At 46.3% G+C, this 20,575-nt stretch carries 19 protein-coding genes and 1 tRNA gene; 10 read left to right on the forward strand and 10 right to left on the reverse strand.

Going from position 1 to position 20,575, the window contains the following annotated elements; genetic code table 11:
* Positions 1 to 42 precede the first annotated feature (42 nt).
* Entirely contained in the window at positions 43 to 2,694 is a 2,652-nt protein-coding gene (locus tag VOA_RS02375; protein ID WP_000914941.1) for a family 20 glycosylhydrolase, read from the reverse strand.
* A gap of 447 nt (positions 2,695 to 3,141) precedes the next feature.
* Between VOA_RS02375 and VOA_RS02370 the strand changes: the two genes are divergently transcribed.
* Positions 3,142 to 4,008 carry a TraB/GumN family protein gene (locus tag VOA_RS02370; RefSeq protein WP_032468382.1) on the forward strand — a complete coding sequence of 289 codons (867 nt, stop codon included), beginning with the start codon at positions 3,142 to 3,144 and terminating at the stop codon, positions 4,006 to 4,008.
* Between the two features lie 128 nt (positions 4,009 to 4,136).
* Here the strand turns inward: VOA_RS02370 and VOA_RS02365 are convergent.
* Positions 4,137 to 4,213 (reverse strand) — tRNA-Pro (locus tag VOA_RS02365).
* Positions 4,214 to 4,442: 229 nt separating this feature from the next.
* Between VOA_RS02365 and VOA_RS02360 the strand changes: the two genes are divergently transcribed.
* The 3 genes from VOA_RS02360 (at position 4,443) to rluF (ending at position 6,404) form a co-directional block, all read left to right on the forward strand.
* Positions 4,443 to 4,583 carry a DUF3149 domain-containing protein gene (locus tag VOA_RS02360; RefSeq protein ID WP_000348349.1) on the forward strand — a complete coding sequence of 47 codons (141 nt, stop codon included), beginning with the start codon at positions 4,443 to 4,445 and terminating at the stop codon, positions 4,581 to 4,583.
* A 178-nt stretch (positions 4,584 to 4,761) separates the two neighbouring features.
* Entirely contained in the window at positions 4,762 to 5,340 is a 579-nt protein-coding gene (gene smrA / locus VOA_RS02355) for a DNA endonuclease SmrA (protein ID WP_000076096.1), read from the forward strand.
* A gap of 65 nt (positions 5,341 to 5,405) precedes the next feature.
* Entirely contained in the window at positions 5,406 to 6,404 is a 999-nt protein-coding gene (rluF, locus tag VOA_RS02350) for a 23S rRNA pseudouridine(2604) synthase RluF (protein ID WP_000081867.1), read from the forward strand.
* A gap of 107 nt (positions 6,405 to 6,511) precedes the next feature.
* Here the strand turns inward: rluF and upp are convergent, their stop codons facing one another.
* On the reverse strand, positions 6,512 to 7,138 hold the full coding sequence (gene upp, locus VOA_RS02345) for a uracil phosphoribosyltransferase (protein WP_000706206.1): 627 nt from the start codon (positions 7,136 to 7,138) through the stop codon (positions 6,512 to 6,514).
* A gap of 166 nt (positions 7,139 to 7,304) precedes the next feature.
* On the opposite strand from upp, the gene purM reads away from it, so the two are divergent.
* Entirely contained in the window at positions 7,305 to 8,345 is a 1,041-nt protein-coding gene (purM, locus tag VOA_RS02340) for a phosphoribosylformylglycinamidine cyclo-ligase (RefSeq protein WP_000016429.1), read from the forward strand.
* 2 nt (positions 8,346 to 8,347) lie between these two features.
* Positions 8,348 to 8,986, forward strand: coding sequence for a phosphoribosylglycinamide formyltransferase (purN, locus tag VOA_RS02335; RefSeq protein WP_000836543.1), 639 nt, complete (start codon positions 8,348 to 8,350; stop codon positions 8,984 to 8,986).
* Between the two features lie 140 nt (positions 8,987 to 9,126).
* Here the strand turns inward: purN and VOA_RS02330 are convergent, their stop codons facing one another.
* Together VOA_RS02330 and lpcA are read right to left on the reverse strand one after the other, a co-directional pair.
* Positions 9,127 to 9,972, reverse strand: coding sequence for a class II glutamine amidotransferase (locus tag VOA_RS02330; protein ID WP_000333361.1), 846 nt, complete (start codon positions 9,970 to 9,972; stop codon positions 9,127 to 9,129).
* Between the two features lie 65 nt (positions 9,973 to 10,037).
* Positions 10,038 to 10,613, reverse strand: a complete 576-nt coding sequence (gene lpcA / locus VOA_RS02325; protein ID WP_000284060.1) for a D-sedoheptulose 7-phosphate isomerase — start codon at positions 10,611 to 10,613, stop codon at positions 10,038 to 10,040.
* Positions 10,614 to 10,932: 319 nt separating this feature from the next.
* On the opposite strand from lpcA, the gene fadE reads away from it, so the two are divergent.
* Positions 10,933 to 13,380, forward strand: coding sequence for an acyl-CoA dehydrogenase FadE (fadE, locus tag VOA_RS02320; RefSeq protein ID WP_000404368.1), 2,448 nt, complete (start codon positions 10,933 to 10,935; stop codon positions 13,378 to 13,380).
* A 98-nt stretch (positions 13,381 to 13,478) separates the two neighbouring features.
* On the opposite strand, the gene VOA_RS02315 is transcribed toward fadE, so the two are convergent.
* Both VOA_RS02315 and dnaQ read right to left on the reverse strand, forming a co-directional pair.
* Positions 13,479 to 14,735, reverse strand: coding sequence for a TIGR03503 family protein (locus VOA_RS02315; protein WP_000251647.1), 1,257 nt, complete (start codon positions 14,733 to 14,735; stop codon positions 13,479 to 13,481).
* A gap of 8 nt (positions 14,736 to 14,743) precedes the next feature.
* Positions 14,744 to 15,487 carry a DNA polymerase III subunit epsilon gene (dnaQ, locus tag VOA_RS02310; RefSeq protein WP_001098057.1) on the reverse strand — a complete coding sequence of 248 codons (744 nt, stop codon included), beginning with the start codon at positions 15,485 to 15,487 and terminating at the stop codon, positions 14,744 to 14,746.
* Between the two features lie 56 nt (positions 15,488 to 15,543).
* Between dnaQ and rnhA the strand changes: the two genes are divergently transcribed.
* A complete protein-coding gene (gene rnhA, locus VOA_RS02305; RefSeq protein WP_001041878.1) occupies positions 15,544 to 16,014 on the forward strand; it encodes a ribonuclease HI in 471 nt (156 codons plus the stop codon).
* 41 nt (positions 16,015 to 16,055) lie between these two features.
* Here rnhA and VOA_RS02300 read toward each other — a convergent pair whose 3' ends face one another.
* Positions 16,056 to 16,793 carry a methyltransferase domain-containing protein gene (locus VOA_RS02300; RefSeq protein WP_000801264.1) on the reverse strand — a complete coding sequence of 246 codons (738 nt, stop codon included), beginning with the start codon at positions 16,791 to 16,793 and terminating at the stop codon, positions 16,056 to 16,058.
* Positions 16,794 to 16,830: 37 nt separating this feature from the next.
* On the opposite strand from VOA_RS02300, the gene gloB reads away from it, so the two are divergent.
* Together gloB and VOA_RS02290 are read left to right on the forward strand one after the other, a co-directional pair.
* Positions 16,831 to 17,589, forward strand: coding sequence for a hydroxyacylglutathione hydrolase (gloB, locus tag VOA_RS02295; protein ID WP_000939295.1), 759 nt, complete (start codon positions 16,831 to 16,833; stop codon positions 17,587 to 17,589).
* A 71-nt stretch (positions 17,590 to 17,660) separates the two neighbouring features.
* A complete protein-coding gene (locus VOA_RS02290) occupies positions 17,661 to 19,262 on the forward strand; it encodes a LysM peptidoglycan-binding domain-containing protein (protein WP_001264062.1) in 1,602 nt (533 codons plus the stop codon).
* Positions 19,263 to 19,288: 26 nt separating this feature from the next.
* Here the strand turns inward: VOA_RS02290 and VOA_RS02285 are convergent, their stop codons facing one another.
* Together VOA_RS02285 and glnB are read right to left on the reverse strand one after the other, a co-directional pair.
* Complete coding sequence (locus VOA_RS02285) at positions 19,289 to 20,134, reverse strand: endonuclease/exonuclease/phosphatase family protein (protein ID WP_000747824.1); 846 nt, start codon at positions 20,132 to 20,134, stop codon at positions 19,289 to 19,291.
* 73 nt (positions 20,135 to 20,207) lie between these two features.
* Positions 20,208 to 20,546: a nitrogen regulatory protein P-II gene (gene glnB, locus VOA_RS02280; protein ID WP_000717796.1), complete on the reverse strand. Its 339-nt coding sequence runs from the start codon at positions 20,544 to 20,546 to the stop codon at positions 20,208 to 20,210.
* Positions 20,547 to 20,575 lie beyond the last annotated feature (29 nt).

Below are 20,575 nucleotides of genomic sequence, written 5' to 3' on the forward strand. Positions count from 1 at the left end.
TGCGGAGGCTTTCATTATCCATTCAGTGAAATGAGTGTTCGATTATTTTAGCGAAGTCACTCGGCTGGTACGCTCACCGCTGGCAGAAACAGAGCGAATCCAAACTTCTCCGTTCACTTTTGGCGCTTGCTTCGCGTCATAATCCAACCAAGTTTGACCATCCAGTGAGTATTGCAGCGTGACACCAGGGAACTGAACGTTCATGGCCAAATGACCGTTCTCGATCTTGGCTCCCGGAACTGGGAGGCGGTAATCAATGCCTGCTTTCTCAAGTTTGGCCAGCTCACGTTGACCCAATACGTTAGCAAAACGATTCCAATCTGCATTCAGCGCTTTATCGTTAACCAACTGAGTCTCCTGCGAATATTCCACACCGGCTTTGTAAGTGTTTTCCCAATCCGCACGATGCCATGCACGCTCAGCGGCTGCGAGCACGCGAGGGAATACCATGTATTCATATTGCTCATCGGTACGTACGGTTTCAGACCAAAGCTGCGCAGACAGACCATAGAAAGGCTTACCTTTCACTTCGCCTTTACCACTGAAGCTATTGCCATCACGGTCCAGTGAGGTTTCTGCGTTTTGTGGCAAGTTTTCCGGTGCAAAACCAAACATCTTACGTGTATCAGTTGCACGCGTTGCCCAGTAGTAACCACGTTCTTTAGGATCCACTTCGTAAGGCATATCCATGTACACGTAGTCAGGGTTAGAAATGATCACATCATAACCTTTCTCAGCCCATTCATAGGCAGAAGCAGAGCCGCCCCAGTACAGCACATCCCAGAAGTTCACACGCGTGCTTTCCGTCGCGAACGCTTTTTCGCCTTCGCTGTATTTCAAGCCATCTTGCCATGCTTGGAAGTTAGGAATGCCTTTCTCTGCCACCAGCTTAGACACTTGCTCAGCAAAGTAGCTTGGTAAGTGGCCGAAATCACTCACTGCACCCGTTGCAATCAAGTTTTGACACTGTGGCGAACGCGCAAAAGGCTTATCTTGCTTGCTCAGATCCAAGTTGCCCTTCCAGCTTACCGGCTCTTGAGTGTTGGTATCTTGGAAGCCAGCACCCAACTTGATGTTTTTCGCTTCGTCGCCACCAAAGTGCCACGTTGTCAGAGGCATACCTGCTGCTTGATGCATTGCCGCAATCTCAGAGATCACTTTATCCACAAAGCGCTTTGACGAATCTAAGCATGGGTTGATAAAGCTCATACGATCATAGAACTGCACTGTGGTGACGTTAGAGGTATCTTGCGGATCCAGTAGACGGAACTCATTGGCTGCCGCCTCATTGCCCTCTTGCATTAAACGTTGGTAACGCGCTTCCATGGAAACAACGGCAGCACGAGCGTGCGCTGGCATATCAATTTCAGGGATCACTTCGATATGACGTGCTTTTGCGTATTGCAGGATCTCTAGGTAATCTTGCTGAGTGAAGTAGCCAGAGCCAAAGTTATCGGCATTTGGACCAGAACCCAATTGTGGCAATACACATTCCGTTTCACTCGGGTCAAAACAACGTTGACCACCAATCTCAGTCAGCTCTGGCAATCCTGGGATTTCAATACGCCAGCCTTCGTCATCAGTCAGGTGCAGATGCAGCTTATTCATTTTGTAAGCCGCCATTTGATCCAAGGTCGCCAGAATCGCTTGTTTAGAGTGGAAGTTACGCGCAACATCGACCATCACGCCACGGTAATCAAAGCGTGGAGCATCAACGATTTCTACTTTTGGTAGTTGAGAAACATCTGCCATATCAACTAAACCCAGTAGCGATTGCATTGCGTAGAAAGCGCCTGCTTGGTCATATGCGGTAACTTTAATCACCTTAGAGTTGATAGCTAAACGGTAAGCACCAGATTTGGCCAACTCACCTTTAAAGGCTTTAGGATTGATGGCGATTTGTGCCGGCATTACCCCTTTCAGGTTCACACCAAGCAGTTGCGCGCGCTCATTCAGCGCTTGCATTTGCTCGCCGTCAAATGCTTTGCTCGGTAGCGCAATACCTTTCGCGATAGACACTGAACCTGATTGCGTTTTGACTTGCAGTGGCGTTGGGATCAGTGCGCTGGAAACATCTTGCAAAGCGACATCACTGTTCTTTTCAAAGCGAGACAGCGCTTGAGCAAATACATTGTTATCGCTAGGAGTACGCTTGAGCTTTTCACCCTCTAGGCCAGACACAAAACTATCCACATCTTCCGTGTTCAAAGAAGCAATCACTTTTGGCTCGGCATCGGGCGCAGTTACAAAAGCGCGTGGCATGAAGTCAGTTTCAAACAGCGTCCAGTATTCACCAATCAGCGGTAGAGTCACTGTTTCACCTGCGGCAAAACCATCAAACTTATCGGTAGGTTCCAGTTTATGTAGGTCACCTGTTACGCGAGTAATTTTGAACTGGTCATTACCTACATCGAGGATCAAGCGAATACTGTGGAAGTAAATGGCCCAATCTTTTGAATTAACCGCCTCACCTCGGTTAACCAAGGTCATATTGACTTGGTTACAAGATGCCCACTCAGCCTCTAGTGTTTGACAAGCCAAACCGGTATCTGCACCGTGATTGTTCACTACTTGGTATTGAACATCCAAGTTATTCGCTAATGTGTCTACCACCTCTTGTGGTGACGTAGTGTTGAGTGCGCAGCCACTTAATGAAGTGAATACCGCAATCGAGACAAGACTCTTTTTCAGCATAATGATTACCCTAAATTGGTTAACGATGAGGATGCTCTGCCTGCACCCAATCTCACAACGACATCAGCCAATGGCTTTACCTAAAATTCAGGGGATATTTAGCGGCACTTTTTTCTAAGCGCAAAATTAATCATTTATGGCAGTGATCCACTTCAAACTTTACATTTTGACATTTATTGAAAATCAATAAATATCATAGACATATAAAAAACGTCAAAATCGATAGTTAGGTTTTGACGAGATTTCTTGTAATAGATGTCACGTTTATCAATCACATACACCGACTAAAAGACGACATAGATCACACCAAAAAAAACCATCAATTCGTGATTCAACTCGAACAAATCGACAAGATGTGAGCTTTGTCATTATTAACACTCCGTCAAAAACGTTAATTCACTGATAAAGTAACGTTTTTGTCGAACCATTGTGGGGTTCATACATTCAATGCGATGCCGAATATTTATCAGCTTATTATTGCTGTTTACTCAAACTCTTCATGCTGAACCGCTGTTCTGGTCAGCCACTAAAGGCACGACCCAGTTATTGATCATGGGTTCATTGCATGTAGGGCGAGATGATCTCTACCCACTCCCGAAAGAAGTTGAACAAGCTCTGAAACACAGTGCTGGCTTAGTGGTTGAAACGGATATCCGTGCAGGTTCAGCCGCCCCTGCCTCTTCGATGGTCAGTAGTGAACACGTATTGAGTGATGAACAACTTTTTGTGTTAGATCGCATAGCGCAACAGCTTGGGCTCAATGGCCAACAATTGCGCCAACTTCCACCTTGGTCTACAAGTTTGCTAATACAAATGCGCCAATTTTTAGAGCTGGGCTATCAAGCCGATCGAGGCATCGACCTTTATTTCATGCATCAAGCAGAACAACAGCAAATTCCAGTACTGGGTTTAGAAACCTTACAGTTTCAGCTTGATCTATTAGCAGGGTTGCCTAATTCAGGTGAAGAGCTGTTGGTGGGTTTAATCAAGGATTGGGAAATCAACGCCAAGCTTACTGAATGCATGATTCAGAGCTGGAAAAATGGCGATCAGGACAAGCTATTAGAAGTGGCAAAGCTGAGTGAAATGTCGCCCGAATTAGAGGACAAAATGCTGATTGCACGTAATCAAGACTGGGCAGAAAAATTGAGCCAAACCAGTTTTTTGCCAGAGCAAGATAAGCCTTATCTGGTGGTCGTTGGAACTTTGCATTTGGTTGGTGAACATAGCTTACTAGCCCAACTCAAGAAAAAGGGCTTTAGCATCAAACAACTAAATCAAAGCACTGAAGCAAATTGCTCATTTTTCGAGTGAATATGATGGCTGATGTTTTCTGAGCAACGTTGAGCCAATGGCTTTGCCATTTCAAACAGCAATTTCTAGACAAAATGAGTAATGGCAGAAAGTAAAAGGCCCCAGCATAAATGCTGAGGCCTTAAATATGGTCGGTGAAGAGGGATTCGAACCCCCGACCCTCTGGTCCCAAACCAGATGCGCTACCAAACTGCGCTATTCACCGGAACGCTGCGTATATTACTCGCCATTTCCGGAAACGCAACCCTTTAAGCTAGTCTTTCTGCATAGCTTAAACCGTTCGCTCAAAACACCACCAAAGCACGAAAAAAATGTGACTCACACCCCAACATCGGAAACATATAAGTAACCTATGCAACACAATTGATCCAGATCAGTGCTGCAAATGTAGCCAAAATTTAACGTTACCATGTCTTCAACACTTTGGAGGAAACATGGACTTCTGGCTCAATCTTCTTTTTGGTAATGCCATTGGACTCTCTTCAATGATAGTCATCTTGGGCGCTTTAGGTCTTATGCTGTTCTATGGCGGTTTCTTCATCTACAAAGTAATGAACGACGAATCTCCTCACTAGATCGCTAGCCTCTATTGAAAAATAGAACAACGCTATGCACCGGAGCCGACTGCGTGTCTGCTCCGGTTTTTTATTGTGCACTCATCTGCATCACGCCCTTTCCCCGCTCAACTCAGTGCAACTTGCCAAATTGGAGGTATATAATCAGCGCCATGTGAAATAACTTTGATGTTCTGTTATGTCGCAAGATGAACTCGAACTTTTTCAACAAATGATGGGCGATGTAAAAACCATTACCCATGACACCGTTGAACTCAAAAAATCTCACCAAGTCACCGAAGCTCAACTGGCTAAACGTGAAGCGGCAGTGAGCTTGGCAGACCATGACCCCGATGATCTCTCCATCGAGCATGCCCCCATGCTTAAGCCTGATGACATGCTCGAATTTAAGCGCGATGGGGTACAAGATGGCGTTTACCGCAAGCTCAGATTGGGCAAATACCCCATTCAAGCACGCTTAGACTTACATCGAAAAACGCTTAAAGAAGCACGCAGTGAGGTGATCCAATTTATTCGCCAGTGTATAGCGATGGATATTCGTACCTTGTTGATTGTGCATGGTCGAGGCGAACGGTCTACCCCTCCCGCATTAATGAAGAGTTTTGTCAGCCATTGGCTGACTCAAATCAGCGAAGTGCAGTGTGCTCATTCCGCGCAACGACTGCATGGCGGCACTGGTGCCGTTTATGTCTTACTTCGTAAGAGTGCGGAGAAAAAAGCGGAAAACCGTGAGCGTCATCAGAAACGTCTTGGCTAAGCAGGCAAAGCTGTTAGAATGCGCGGATTTTGTGCACCATCCGTTGTGAAACGTTAGGAGATTGTATGTCCCAACCGATTGAAAAACGCCTTAATAAATTTATCAGTGAAACTGGTTTTTGCTCACGCCGTGAGGCTGACAAACTGATTGAACAAGGCCGCGTAACCCTCAATGGCGCACAGCCTGAAGTCGGTAGCAAAGTCACAGAACAAGATGAAGTGTGTATTGATGGCAAGCCGCTACGCAGCAAAGAACGCCCTATCTATATTGCTTTAAACAAGCCAACAGGCATTACCTGTACCACGGAACGCGATGTTCAGGGGAACATTGTTGACTTTATTGGTCACCACAAACGCATTTTCCCGATTGGTCGTTTAGATAAGCCGTCTGACGGACTGATCTTCCTAACCAATGATGGCGATATCGTGAATAAAATCCTACGTGCAGGTAATAACCACGAAAAAGAGTATGTAGTACGGGTTGATAAACCTATTACACCTGAATTTATCCGTCAGATGTCATCTGGAGTGAACATCCTCGATACTGTCACTCTGCCCTGTAAAGTGACTCAAGAGACACAATATTCGTTTCGCATTGTGCTCACTCAAGGGCTGAACCGCCAGATTCGCCGCATGTGTGAAGCCTTGGGGTATGAAGTATTTAAATTGCGCCGTGTGCGGATCATGAACATCACGTTAGATGGGATTCCAAACGGTAAATGGCGTTATTTAAGCGAAGCAGAAGTGAATGAAATTCTGGCCATGTGTGAGGATTCAAGTGGTACGGAAGAAGCATCACGTGTCGCACAAAGTGGTGACAGCATTAAGCGTGCGACCGATGCCAAGCTGTTTGATAGTCGTGAAGCCAATAAAGAATCCAAAGCTCGCCGCAACCCAAAAACCTATCACGGTAAAAATGCGCAAGAGTTTCGCCATGCCCCAAACTCGAAAAAGGCTCAGCGCCGTCCAACGAGTTCTTCATCAAACTCTTCAACAGCATCAAAACCAACCCCGCGTCCAACCCCACGCACTGGCGGCACCTTGAGCCTAAGAAAGTCGAAATAACCTTGTCATGCCACATAGAACAGAAAAGGGAAGCCATAAGCTTCCCTTTTTATTGATACAAATCCTATGTTTCGGTTGCGCTTTCTTATCACAAAGCCTTATTAGGATTACTTAGTACCAAAAATCTTGTCGCCAGCATCACCAAGACCAGGAACGATGTAGCCTTTGTCGTTCAGCTTCTCATCGATAGCCGCCGTGTAAAGCTCTACATCAGGGTGTGCCTTTTCCAGAGCAGCAATGCCTTCAGGAGCCGCCACCAGCACCAGAACTTTAATCTGGTTACAGCCTTTCTCTTTCAACAGGTCGATAGTGGCGATCATAGAACCACCGGTTGCCAGCATAGGATCAACCACTAGGGCAATACGCTCTTCAATGTTAGAAGCCAGCTTATTGAAGTAAGGCACTGGCTCAAGTGTTTCTTCGTCACGGTAAATACCCACTACGCTGATACGCGCACTTGGGATGTGTTCAAGTACACCATCCATCATGCCAAGACCCGCACGTAAGATTGGCACTACTGTTACTTTTTTACCTTTGATCTGATCCACTTGTACTGGACCATTCCAGCCTTCGATCGTGACTTTTTCGGTTTCAAAGTCAGAAGTCGCTTCATAAGTCAGCAGGCTACCAACTTCTGTCGCAAGCTCGCGAAAACGCTTAGTGCTGATATCGCCTTCACGCATCAGGCCAAGTTTGTGTTTTACAAGAGGGTGCTTAACTTCAACAATTTTCATGTCCAACTCCGGCTTCATTAATTTAAACCTGCGGATTATACACTTATTTTGTCGACTTTTCCGACTGTAAAACCGGATAAAAATCTTGCGCAAACGTTTTCCTTTTTGTTTTAAGCCCTGTAGAATAGCGCCGTTTTCATATCCAACTAGACCGAGGAACTTCCCCGTGAGCGGTAATAATCCATCTCTCAGCTATAAAGATGCAGGTGTCGATATTGATGCAGGTAATGCACTCGTTGAACGAATTAAAGGCGCAGTGAAGCGCACCCGTCGCCCTGAAGTTATGGGTGGCCTAGGTGGTTTTGGCGCACTGTGTGAGCTACCAACCAAATACAAACACCCAGTTTTAGTCTCTGGTACAGACGGCGTAGGTACCAAACTACGTCTCGCACTGGATATGAAAAAACACGACACCATCGGCATCGATCTCGTTGCTATGTGCGTTAATGATCTGATCGTTCAAGGCGCTGAGCCGCTGTTTTTCCTCGATTATTACGCGACTGGCAAGCTGGATGTGGATACCGCAGCCGAAGTCATTTCCGGCATTGCCGATGGCTGTTTGCAAGCAGGTTGTGCGCTGATTGGTGGCGAAACCGCTGAAATGCCAGGAATGTACGAAGGTGAAGACTACGACGTTGCAGGCTTTTGTGTCGGCGTTGTTGAAAAAGAAGAGATCATCGACGGCAGCAAAGTACAAGTGGGTGACTCGCTAATTGCAGTTGGCTCTAGCGGCCCACACTCCAACGGTTACTCGCTGGTACGTAAGATTTTAGAAGTCTCTAAAGCCGATAAGAGTGAGCTTTTAGCAGGCAAAACCATTGGTGAGCACTTACTCGCGCCGACCAAGATTTACATCAAGTCAGGTTTAAAGCTGATTGCTGAACACGATATTCACGCAATCTCTCACATTACTGGCGGTGGGTTCTGGGAAAACATTCCACGCGTACTGCCAGAAGGTACTAAAGCAGTGATCGATGCTAAGAGCTGGGAATGGCCAGTCATTTTCCAATGGCTACAAGAAAAAGGTAACGTGACCACTCACGAAATGTACCGTACTTTCAACTGTGGTGTTGGTTTGATCATTGCTCTGCCAAAGGATCAAGCTGATGCAGCTGTAGAGCTACTCCAAGCGGAAGGCGAAAATGCATGGGTGATCGGCGAAATCGCAGCAGCTAATAGCAACGAAGCACAGGTAGAGATCAACTAAGCATGAAGAGTATTGTTGTTTTAATTTCGGGAAACGGAACCAACCTGCAAGCGATCATTGATGCTTGTGAAACCAGTATTCAAGATGGCAAAGTGACGGCTGTGTTTTCCAATAAAGCAACAGCTTACGGTTTAGAACGCGCAAAACAGGCTGGTGCAGCCGCCTGTTTTATTGATCCCAAAGCTTACGAAACTCGTGATGCCTTTGATGCTGCACTGATGGAGCAGATGGATAAATTTGCTCCTGACTTAGTGGTGCTCGCAGGTTACATGCGCATCCTAAGTAGTGAATTTGTTCGCCATTATCTGGGTCGAATGATCAATATCCACCCTTCGTTACTGCCAAAGTATCCAGGGCTAAATACTTATCAACGTGCAATCCACGCGGGTGATGAAGAACATGGCACGAGCGTACATTTCGTTACTGAACAGTTGGATGGTGGGCCAGTGATTCTGCGAGCAAAAGTACCTATTTTCGAAGAAGATACGGTCGATGAGCTCACTGCTCGCGTGCAGGTTCAAGAGCATCGCATCTACCCGCTTGTCGTGAAATGGTTCGTTGAAGGGCGTTTAGAAATGAAAGAAGGCAAAGCTTATCTTGATGATGAAGCGCTCGGCATGCACGGTTACGCGGCCGACTAATCTCAAATCGAAAAAGGGTTGAAATCATTCAACCCTTTCTTTTTGTACCACTCTTTATTCCCAGACAACATAAACTATGTGATTGGGGTGAACGAACGTAGCCAACACAGCTGCAGCTTCAAGTAGGAAGGGGATATCGCTTAGTCGAGAGGTTGGCTTGGAGCCTGACATCCGGGTCGCCCCGGTGCAAAATCCACATCCATCAACACATGGGCATTGTCTTCTATACGCTCTCCAAAATGGAAAAATGCGAATTGCCCCGGCTTCATACGCTGCCAAGTTTCATTACCGGTTAACGGTTGAGTCGCAATCACTGACACCACATCATTGGGCGTCGTCTCTTCTTGGAAATTAATTTCGACATCTTCATCGAGCAGTGCTGCGTGGCCAAATGGGGCTCGGCGAGTGATCCAATACAAATGATTGCTGCAATACGCCATCACATATTCGCCATTAGACAGCAGCATATTAAAGACACCGAGAGCTCTAAGCTCATCACAACACTGCGCAACATAACGCAGCATCTCAGGCCAATCTTGCGGACCTTCGGGGTAACGCTGTTCCATTTGATTCAGCAACCAACAAAACGCCAGTTCGCTGTCAGTCTCACCAACCGGTCGATGGTGTCCAGTGACTAGACTTTGATATCCCGTCAATTGTCCATTATGGGCAAACGTCCAATATTGACCCCATAATTCACGCGTGAATGGATGTGTGTTTTCCAGATTGACGCCACCGCGGTTGGCTTGCCGAATATGACTGACCACCGCACAGCTTTTGATCGGGTACTGCTGGACTAATTCAGCAATTTTTGACTGACTACTGGGATTCGGATCTTTAAATGTGCGAAAGCCTTTGCCTTCGTAAAAAGCGATCCCCCAGCCATCACGATGCGGGCCTGTTTTTCCACCACGTTGCATCAAGCCAGTAAAGCTAAAACAGATATCGGTTGGAACATTCGCGCTCATGCCGAGCAATTCACACATGGTTTAAACCACTCCTTACTTAAACCAATCGCCCGGCCGTAATGGCAGGGTGTAACAAGAGAACCTTAGGCCATCTCTTTTTCAATCAATTGAATGACGATGTGGATGATCTTGATGTGCACTTCTTGAATACGATCTGCGTAACCAAAATGTGGAACACGAATTTCAACATCCGCTAGACCTGCCATTTTGCCGCCATCTTTACCGGTCAAAGCGATCGTTTTCATGCCTTTTGCTTTCGCCGCATCAATCGCTTTCAGGATGTTGCCTGAGTTACCCGAAGTAGACAGGCCAAACAACACATCACCTTTGGCACCAACTGCTTCAACATAGCGAGAGAACACGTACTCGTAACCAAAATCATTACTTACACAAGACAGATGGCTTGGATCTGAAATCGCAATACCAGGATAACCAGGGCGGTTTTCCCGGTAACGGCCTGTTAATTCCTCAGCAAAGTGCATGGCATCACAGTGTGAGCCACCATTACCGCAAGAAAGCACTTTCCCACCTTGCTTGAATGAATCGGCAATCAGCTTAGCCGCGGCTTCAATTTGCGCGAGATTATGATCATCGCTCAAAAACTTCTGCAAAACGTCAGCCGCTTCGGTCAGTTCACTTCTAATTAAATCCTGGTACATGAGGCATCTCTCTTATTGATTATTTGTTATTCGAACCGAGCGCTCTTGGCACTTCTATTCAGTATCCACCTGAGTTTACCCAAACAAGCTGAACTGTCGAGAGTCAAAAAGCAAGATTTACTCCTAGTGAGTAAATCCATCTAAGTCAGAGTGAACAAAAAAGAGTGATTACTCTAGTTAGATCACTTTCGCATAAAATGTCGTTTTACATTTCATTAATAGATTGATTACAATTTAACTGGTTAGACCACCAAACTTGGAGTCGCGATTTTCGTATCTACTTATAGAAAAAGGCGAGTCTGAAAAAGGATAAAACTGTATGGAAATCTTGCTCTCTACCTTAATCATGCTCTTGATACTCGGCGCATGCCTGTATCAAAGAACATCCCTATTTACCTCATTAGCAGCACTGACCTTCACCATGCTAGCGCTTTCACTGTTTGGGCCTGTTGGCTTTTTCGGTTGGGTGATCTATTTGACGACAGTGGTTGTACTCTGCCTGCCATCAGTTCGCCAATCCTTAATCAGTGGCAAAGCTTTAGCGGTATTTAAAAAAGTACTGCCTGCAATGTCACAGACCGAGAAAGAAGCTTTGGAAGCTGGAACCGTGTGGTGGGAAGCAGAGCTATTTAAAGGCCAACCAGACTGGAAAAAACTGCATACGATCCCTGCACCTAAACTGAGTGCGGAAGAGCAAGCCTTCCTTGATGGCCCAGTCAATGAAGTGTGTGCCATGGTCAGCGATTACCAAGTCACTCACGAGTTGGCCGACCTCCCTCCTGAAGTTTGGACCTTCCTGAAAGAAAAGAAATTCTTCGCCATGATCATCAAAAAGCAATATGGCGGTTTAGAGTTCTCAGCTTATGCACAATCTCTCGTGCTGCAAAAGCTAACGGGCGTTTCCAGTGTACTCTCCTCCACCGTTGGCGTACCTAACTCACTGGGCCCCGGTGAATTGTTACAACACTACGGTACAGAAGAGCAAAAAAAGCACTACCTACCTCGTTTGGCTGAAGGTAAAGAAATCCCTTGTTTTGCACTGACTAGCCCAGAAGCTGGCTCTGATGCAGGTTCCATCCCTGATTTCGGTGTGGTGTGTAAAGGCCAATGGGAAGGTAAAGAAGTTCTGGGCATGCGCCTGACGTGGAACAAGCGTTACATTACGCTCGCGCCTGTTGCTACCGTACTTGGGCTTGCTTTTAAACTACGTGATCCGGAAGGATTACTGGGCGAGAAAGAAGATCTCGGCATCACCTGTGCTCTCATTCCTACGCATCTCAAAGGCGTGGAAATTGGCAATCGTCATTTCCCTCTGAACGTTCCATTCCAAAATGGTCCAACCCGCGCGAAAGATCTGTTTGTGCCACTCGATTTTATTATTGGTGGCCCGAAAATGGCCGGACAAGGTTGGCGTATGTTAGTGGAATGTCTGTCCGTTGGACGAGGCATTACCCTGCCTTCCAATTCAACAGGCGGAATTAAATCTGCCGCACTCGCTACAGGCGCTTATGCACGTATTCGCCGCCAATTTAAGCAACCCATCGGCCAGATGGAAGGGATTGAAGAGCCTTTAGCACGTCTAGCGGGTAACGCTTATGTGATGGATGCCGCGAGCAATCTCACTGTCGCGGGTATCGATTTAGGCGAGAAACCTTCGGTGATTTCCGCCATTGTGAAGTATCACTGCACCCATCGTGGACAACGTTCGATCATTGATGCCATGGACATCATCGGCGGTAAAGGCATCTGTTTAGGCCCCGCTAACTTCTTGGCGCGCGGCTATCAAGGAGCCCCGATTGCCATTACGGTCGAAGGTGCAAACATACTGACTCGTTCGATGATCATCTTTGGTCAAGGTGCGATTCGCTGCCATCCTTATGTTCTTAAAGAAATGGAAGCGGCTTATAGCCCAAATTCTGATGCTATCGAAAATTTCGATATGGCTTTAGCGGGCCACGTTGGCTTTGTATTGAGTAACTTAGTACGTAGTCTATGGCTCGGTTTGACTGATGGTTACGGCTCACAAGCGCCAACTCGTGATTCCACTCAACGTTACTATCAGCAGCTCAATCGTTACAGTGCGAATCTTGCTCTACTCGCCGATATTTCAATGGCGGTACTTGGCGGTTCTTTGAAACGTAAAGAGCGTTTATCGGCTCGTTTAGGCGATATTCTTAGCCAGCTTTACTTAAGCTCCGCGACCTTGAAACGCTTCGAGAATGATGGTCGCCCAGTTGAAGATCTCCCTCTGGTACATTGGGGATTGCAAGATAGCTTGCGCCAGACAGAAATCGCCATTGATGAATTCTTAGCGAACTTCCCTAATCGCTTTATTGGCCGTGCACTGCGTTTGATCATCATGCCATTTGGCCGAGTACGTAAAGCACCAAGCGATAAACTCGACAGCAAGCTCGCGCAGATCTTGCAAACGCCGAGTGACACACGTTCAAGAATCGGTCGTAATCAGTATTTAACACCGAGTGATCACAACCCTGCTGGCAAAATTGAGCAGGCGCTGCATGTCATTTTGCAAGCAGAGCCTCTGTTCGACAAAGTGTGCAAAGCGCTTAATCAACGCCGCCCCTTCACTGAGCTCGATGAAGTAGCAAAAATAGGCTTAGAAGCCAAAGTATTGACCATTCAGGAAGCAGCGCTACTGAGTGAAGCAGAAGCTCATCGCCTCTATACCATTAATGTGGATGACTTTGCCCCACAAGAGTTGGCAGCGAAAAAACGCTCACAACGCAATAAAGCCGAAGTCGTCTGATCTTTCAGACGTCATTTTTGAGATAGCAGCCAAGCAGAAGGGAGACATACCGTCTCCCTTTCTTATTTATATCAAATCACCGTGTTTTGACGTGCGAATTACTTACCCTTCTTCGGTAAATTCAATTGCATCTCAGGTTGCGCTGCTTTTTTCATCTTGATTTTGCGTAGTACAAACCACACCACTAACGCTAAAACCAGCACCACAATATTTCCGATAATTATGTACATCGTATTGCGGCTACGCTGCTCTTCACGTATCTGAATCATTAGTTGTTCTTGCTCTTTTTTAAGCCTTAGCGCTTCTTCCTCTTCCTGAATTCTACGCACTTCCGCAATATTGAGTTCATCCACCACACTGTATGAACGCTCATTGATAGGAAAATAAAGTTCACGGTGTGAAGCCAGTTCAGTGGCCCACACCTTTCCATCCCAAGTATAGTTACCAAACTCGCCATCATATGGGATCGGCAACTTAACGGTCAGAGCCTCTTTACTCGCTTGTGCTTCCGCAAGGTAATCATCTTGATAGGGATGACGATGACGAATATGGGCCAGCAAGGTGCCAGGTTCGATCATCCCCTGCTCTCCCGTGAAAATCACCTGATGTGGGGTTCCAGCTAACCGAGATTGAATGAAGGTGGTCGAAATCGGCGTTGGATAAACCAAAACCTCTTGCTCTTGCGCACGTAAGAAGACGCCATTTCCCGAAGTAATACGCACTCGATATTTGCCAGGTTCAATCCCCATATTGAGCGAGACAGTAAATACACCATCCCCCGGCTTTTCATCCAGTAACGTGCCATCGTCAGCAAATTCACCTAGCACTTCGGGGATCGGGCGAGCCTCTTTTGCCAACGAGTCTTCGTTTTCGACAAACTTAGTAAAGGTAATTTTGAGGTTAACTCGGTCAAGAAAGTCACGCAGTAACAAAGGTTTGCCGTCCGAAGTTAAACGGGCAGTAAACTTAAACTCTTCACCTTGAAATACTCGGTTCGGAAACACATCCGTGGTGAGTTGTAGGTTAGAGATGAGCTTAATATTGTTTTTGGGGGTAATTTTACCAATGGCTTGCCAAGGACCGGGCATAGGATTATCAATCGAGATAATGTCCATTGATGACTCTTGATACCAACGAACATTCTCAGGATTCCGCCACTGGTAATATTTGGTGCCATCAGGGCGAACCAAGACCACTGGTTGAGACTCTTTCTCGCGATAAATCACGAAAGTGATTTGAGAAATCGTGGGATCAACGCGAAAGCGGTTATCGAGCAGTGACATCGCAGACTCCTTTGCCGCCAAGCTACTCAAACTAATCAAACATCCCACAATCGCCGCGAGAATCCTCACCATAACTACTCCTAATTACGCCAGAGGCAAGTGCCACTTTTTGCGACTAAATCTAAACGTTCTTGATGTGCTTGTAATTCATCGGCGCTAGCGTGTAAAACCTTTAACGCTTTTCGCTCTGAACGCGCGCGCTTTAACGATTCTGCGTTCAGCTCCCCACTATTTTGCGTGCTGGCTGAAAATTGTAATGACGTCTGACCGCCCGTCATCAACAGATAAACGTCAGCCAAAATCTCCGCATCGAGCAAAGCTCCGTGCAGCGTTCGGTGAGAATTATCTATTCCATAGCGCTCACACAGAATGTCCAAGTTATTGCGTTTACCGGGGAAAATCCGTTTGGCCATCGCCAAGGTATCGGTCACTTTGCAAAAATCTGTGGTTTTAATTACTGAGCCACCGAGCTTGGCAAATTCATAATCCATGAAGCCCACGTCGAACGGTGCATTGTGAGCCACCAACTCCGCGCCTTTAATGAAGTCTAGGAATTCTTCATGGACTTGTTTGTACTCTGGTTTATCACGCAGAAACTCATCGGTAATACCGTGAACCTCTATCGCTTCTAGTTGAATCTCACGATCTGGTTTTAAATAGACATGAAAATGCCGCCCAGTGAGCTTTCGATTGATAATCTCAACGGCCCCGATCTCGATAATTCGATGCCCTTCGTAATGCGGGCCGCCTTCGCGGTTCATACCTGTGGTTTCGGTATCAAGCACTACGATGCGTTGGTATTCTGCATTGTTGCTAGTATTCATTAGGATATCTATGTCAGACTATGCCAATTCTTTGCGTGACCCAATAGTATCAAATCATGAACAAACAGGTGGAAATTTTCACTGATGGATCTTGTCTCGGCAACCCAGGTCCCGGTGGTTATGGCGTAGTAATGCGTTATAAACAAGTTGAAAAGACACTCGCTCGCGGCTATCGCCTCACCACCAATAATCGGATGGAAATGCTCGCTGCTGTAGTGGCTCTGCAAGCGCTAAAAGAACCCTGCCAAGTGATTCTTACCACCGACAGCCAATATGTACGTCAAGGGATCACGCAATGGATACACAACTGGAAACTGCGTGGTTGGAAAACCGCCGATAAAAAGCCCGTTAAAAATGCCGATCTATGGCAAGCTCTAGACCGTGAAACCGCGCGTCATCAAGTAGAATGGCGCTGGGTTAAAGGCCATGCTGGCCATCGTGAAAATGAAATGTGTGACGAACTTGCTCGTTCTGCCGCAGAGAATCCAACCGAAGACGATACTGGCTATCAACCAGAAGCCAAATAGCTCTGCACTAAAGCCCAGACTCACTCAGACATACCGCAGTCTCACGACTGCGGTTTGCTATTCACTCGATAATTAACCCCAACAGGCGATAGTCTGCGCTTCAAACGCCACTTTGAGCGAATAGGTTTAAGTGGGCAAGTTCTCTTTCGAGCCACAATAAAATAAAGACTACCCAACACCGAACTCGTCTCCCCGATCCCATTTTCTAACCATGTCCAGAAAGGGCGGTACTTCTGCATAGGGAACAGCGCATACTGATCACATTCAATCACTTGATAGTTGAGAACACTCAGCCAGTCTTTGATGCGATTTGGGGTATACATACGCCCACTCCACGGCAAATTATTTTTGCGCCAAGGCATCAGGCTGGCTAAACCAATAAAACTGATTGGATTAAAACCGGTGATAATCACATAACCATCATCGATCAATACACGGTCAACCTCACGCAATAAACGGTGTGGGTCATTACTATAATCAAGCTGATGCGCCAAGATCGCCACATCAATACTCTTTTCCAAAAACGGGAGTTCATACTTATCAGCAATGACAGTATGCAGCGGATTTTCTATATCAAGATGCACTTGGTGTTGAATATTGCAGGTACAACTGGCAAGCTCACAACTCAGACCGCCGAGCTTTAACATGTGGTAACCAAATAATTTAGGGCACCATTCATCTAAACGGGTCTGGATAGATTCACTCACCCATTGGCCATTTTTTAGTTGCGACCATGCGTGTGGATTTTCAAGCGTTTTATCGCTGCGTGCTGGTTTCATTGCTCACCCGCTTCATCAAGGTAACCGGAGACAACTCATGTTACAGATCAAAAGCATACCCGCATTTAACGACAATTACATCTGGCTGCTCCAAAATAGCGATCGCGATTGTGCAGTTGTCGATCCGGGCACTGCCGAACCTGTTCTCGCCTATCTCAAACAGCATGATTTGAACCTGAAGGCCATCTTAATTACTCATCATCATCACGATCATATTGGAGGTGTTGCTGAACTTGTGCATCAGTTCCCCGAAATCCATGTTGTAGGCCCAGCACAAGAGCCAATCCCTACCCTCACTCATCCGGTGGAAGATGGCGACCAAATCGAGCTGTTTGATGAACGCTTTCTGGTTTTAGGCTTATCAGGACACACACTCGGACATATAGGTTATGTAGGAGATGGTAAGCTGTTTTGTGGGGATGTCTTATTCTCCGCTGGCTGTGGACGCGTATTTGAAGGCACAATGGAGCAGATGTTTTCATCCCTAAATAAACTGCTCACTTTACCGCAAGAGACCCTCGTTTACAGCGCTCATGAATACACCGCCGCAAATGTCGCTTTCGCTTTGGCAGTGGAGCCAGAGAATGAGCAGCTGCATATTTATCGCGATGAAGTGAGTCGTTTACGCGCTCAGAATCAGCCAACATTACCGACCACGTTAGGTCGAGAAAAGTGGATAAATCCATTCCTGCGCACCCAAGAACCGAGTGTAATCCGCTCTGTCGCTAACCAAGTGTCAACGCAGGATCCGCTCACAATATTTACTGCATTACGTGAATGGAAGAATGAATTTTGACTTTTGTCGCTTGTCATCAAGACAACGTGGCAAGTATTATCAGCAGCCATGAAGAATAAAGGCTGTGTTACATGCGAGTTAAATTCAGTTGGGTCTTGGCATTGCTGCTTGTCGGCTGTCAAGCCCCCCAACCTGTGGATACCACCACATCAGATGACCAAGCGGTAAACCCGCCAACTCAATCTGTTAAGGTTAAAAAGAAGCGTAAACCACACACAACGGCCATTCTCCCATCTGAAACGGCAGAGAGTGTGGAGGAAGAAGACGTTGCTCTGACACCACAAGAACAAGATGATGTCTGGCAACGCATTGCTATGCAGTTACGCCTCGGAATACCAAAGGATCCAAGCGTTGATACTTACCGCGAGTGGTTTATAAAAAACCCCGGTCACCTACAAGCCATCGCAACGCGAGCAGAACCCTTTTTGTATCTGCTCACCGAAAAAGTCGAGCAACGCGGTCTACCAATGGAACTGGTTCTGTTGCCAATCGTTGAAAGTTCTTTTGACCCCTTTGCATACTCCCACGGCAGTGCCGCTGGTTTATGGCAATTTATTTCTGCCACAGGCAAACGTTATGGCCTCAAACAAAATTTCTGGTATGACGGTCGCCGAGATGTGGACGCAGCAACTGATGCCGCACTGGATTACCTAACGGTATTGAGCAAACACTTCGATGGTGATTGGTATCATGCCATTGCGGCTTATAACAGCGGTGAAGGTCGGGTTGCTCGAGCCATCAAAGCCAATAAAAAAGCGGGTAAACCCATCGATTTCTTCTCGTTAGATTTGCCGAAGGAAACCAGTAGCTATGTACCGAAGCTCTTAGCACTGGCGGATGTGATTGCCAACCAAGAAAAATACGGCATCTCAATCCCTGCTATCGAAAACCGCCAAGTATTAGCTAAGGTCGATCCGAAAGAGCAATTGGATCTTGCGATTGCCGCGCAATACGCTGGGCTGACAGTTAAGGAACTACAAAGTTTTAACCCCGCTTACAATCAGTGGGCAACAGCTCCAAATGGCCCACATCAACTGCTCATTCCAGTTGAAAAAGTCGAACGCTTTAACCTAGCGATGGAAGAAAACCGTGGTAAAGGTATCAAGGTCGTTCGTTATAAGGTGAAGTCTGGCGATACTTTGAGCACGATTGCCGATAAGTACAACACCACCGCGAAAGTGATCAAAGAAGCTAACCAGATCGCGAGCAATCAAATTCGCATTGGCAGTTATCTGTTCGTTCCAACCTCGGTGAAAGATGAGAAAGCTTATGCTCTGAGTGTAAGTAATCGCCTTGCGAAAACGCAGTCTGTACCGCGCGGACAGTACCAAACGATGCATACGGTCAATTCAGGTGAGAGCCTATGGACGATTGCCAAGCAATACAACGTCTCTTACCAATCGTTAGCGAAATGGAATGGCATGGCCCCAAAAGATCCACTGCGTAAAGGGCAAAAGCTGGTGATTTGGAAAGATGCCAAACCCAACCCTAGTGGCGTGATCCGTACAGTGAATTATAAGGTTCGTTCTGGTGACTCAATAAGCAGTATTGCGAATAAGTTCAAAGTCAAAACGACAGATATCGTCAAGTGGAATAAATTAAATAGCCGCAAATATCTCAAACCAGGTCAGCAGCTTAAATTGTATGTTGATGTAACCAAATTCAGTGCTTAGCTTCTAGCTGCCAGAATGAATTCAACTCACTCTAGCAACTGAAAGTGCACTAACAGTGGATTATGATCAGAAGCGTCCGATTGAGGCGCTTCTGCTTTTTTGAGCTTTAGCCCACGATAAAACACGTGATCCAATGCTAACCCATTGATAAAAGTCGTGCGATTATCTGGTTCAAATGTTACAGGCTGCAAACCGATAACTGAAAGTGAGTTACTCAGTAATGCCATCCGTTCTGTGCTCCAACTGTTAAAATCACCAGCCACTATCACTGGCCCAGCAAAGCTCTGTAGCTCTTCAAGTAATGCAGTCAGTTGCTCTTGGTACTCTTGTGTACCGTAAGTGAAGTTTACCGCATGTAGATTCACCACAGCTAACTCTTGCTGATTACTGAGCCGATAACGCGCATAAATAGCAGATTTGGGCAATCGCAACCAAGGTTCTAATTGAGTGTAAGCACAGGCTATTGTTGGCATCACTTTGGCTAGATTGATCACTCCAGCTGCCTCTCCAAAGGCCTCAAAAGCTCGAGCTTGCGTACCATCCCAACCTAACTGGTTTATCCATTGTTTGAATGGCTCATTCATATTAGCTTCTTGCAACAGCAATAACTGCTGAGAACCACTGATCTGCGTGAGGTCTGACTGCCAGTTTGGGCGGTTTTGTTTGTAGATGTTCCAAACCAAAAGATTAAGCTCGCCATCATTATCTAATGTTTGAGCGGAAGTATTTTGATAGCAGAGTAGAGGCTCTCCCTGCTGGTTGTGGCCAATCGTCACGAGTTCAGGCTGAGTTGGAATAGTAAAAATGGAGAAAAATGCGGTAGCTCCGACTGCCGAAAGCAGTAATGGTGCAATCCAGTAGCGTTTTTTCATCGGGCTTCTCCTTAAAAGACAATAAGGAGCGATTGCTCCTTATTGTTCCTATGATAAAACGAGTGACGAATGCTTAGATTGCATCCTCATCCTCTTCGCCAGTACGAATACGCACGACACGTTCCACACTGGTGATAAAGATCTTTCCATCACCAATTTTTCCGGTTTGGGCAGTTTCAATAATAGTATCGACACAACGATCAGCAACATCATCGGTCACGACAATTTCTAGCTTCACTTTCGGCAAGAAGTCGACCATATACTCAGCACCACGGTACAGCTCCGTATGGCCTTTCTGACGGCCAAATCCTTTGACCTCAGAGACTGTCATACCAGTAATTCCAACTTCGGCCAAAGCCTCACGGACATCATCGAGTTTAAATGGCTTGATAATGGCTTCAATTTTTTTCATGTTCATCCCTTAAACGACTGTCAGTGCTA

Source organism: Vibrio sp. RC586, assembly GCF_000176715.1.
Taxonomy (GTDB): domain Bacteria; phylum Pseudomonadota; class Gammaproteobacteria; order Enterobacterales; family Vibrionaceae; genus Vibrio.

What these genes read in the sequence shown, in the direction of transcription:
- smrA (WP_000076096.1), top strand. Translation starts at nt 4,762, where the DNA reads ATGTCGCAAGATGAACTCGAACTTTTTCAACAAATGATGGGCGATGTA.
- VOA_RS02315 (WP_000251647.1), bottom strand. Translation starts at nt 14,735, where the DNA reads ATGGTGAGGATTCTCGCGGCGATTGTGGGATGTTTGATTAGTTTGAGT.
- lpcA (WP_000284060.1), bottom strand. Translation starts at nt 10,613, where the DNA reads ATGTACCAGGATTTAATTAGAAGTGAACTGACCGAAGCGGCTGACGTT.
- VOA_RS02290 (WP_001264062.1), top strand. Translation starts at nt 17,661, where the DNA reads ATGCGAGTTAAATTCAGTTGGGTCTTGGCATTGCTGCTTGTCGGCTGT.
- VOA_RS02370 (WP_032468382.1), top strand. Translation starts at nt 3,142, where the DNA reads ATGCGATGCCGAATATTTATCAGCTTATTATTGCTGTTTACTCAAACT.
- VOA_RS02285 (WP_000747824.1), bottom strand. Translation starts at nt 20,134, where the DNA reads ATGAAAAAACGCTACTGGATTGCACCATTACTGCTTTCGGCAGTCGGA.
- rluF (WP_000081867.1), top strand. Translation starts at nt 5,406, where the DNA reads ATGTCCCAACCGATTGAAAAACGCCTTAATAAATTTATCAGTGAAACT.
- VOA_RS02375 (WP_000914941.1), bottom strand. Translation starts at nt 2,694, where the DNA reads ATGCTGAAAAAGAGTCTTGTCTCGATTGCGGTATTCACTTCATTAAGT.
- rnhA (WP_001041878.1), top strand. Translation starts at nt 15,544, where the DNA reads ATGAACAAACAGGTGGAAATTTTCACTGATGGATCTTGTCTCGGCAAC.
- VOA_RS02330 (WP_000333361.1), bottom strand. Translation starts at nt 9,972, where the DNA reads ATGTGTGAATTGCTCGGCATGAGCGCGAATGTTCCAACCGATATCTGT.
- dnaQ (WP_001098057.1), bottom strand. Translation starts at nt 15,487, where the DNA reads ATGAATACTAGCAACAATGCAGAATACCAACGCATCGTAGTGCTTGAT.
- purN (WP_000836543.1), top strand. Translation starts at nt 8,348, where the DNA reads ATGAAGAGTATTGTTGTTTTAATTTCGGGAAACGGAACCAACCTGCAA.
- glnB (WP_000717796.1), bottom strand. Translation starts at nt 20,546, where the DNA reads ATGAAAAAAATTGAAGCCATTATCAAGCCATTTAAACTCGATGATGTC.
- fadE (WP_000404368.1), top strand. Translation starts at nt 10,933, where the DNA reads ATGGAAATCTTGCTCTCTACCTTAATCATGCTCTTGATACTCGGCGCA.
- upp (WP_000706206.1), bottom strand. Translation starts at nt 7,138, where the DNA reads ATGAAAATTGTTGAAGTTAAGCACCCTCTTGTAAAACACAAACTTGGC.
- VOA_RS02360 (WP_000348349.1), top strand. Translation starts at nt 4,443, where the DNA reads ATGGACTTCTGGCTCAATCTTCTTTTTGGTAATGCCATTGGACTCTCT.
- gloB (WP_000939295.1), top strand. Translation starts at nt 16,831, where the DNA reads ATGTTACAGATCAAAAGCATACCCGCATTTAACGACAATTACATCTGG.
- VOA_RS02300 (WP_000801264.1), bottom strand. Translation starts at nt 16,793, where the DNA reads ATGAAACCAGCACGCAGCGATAAAACGCTTGAAAATCCACACGCATGG.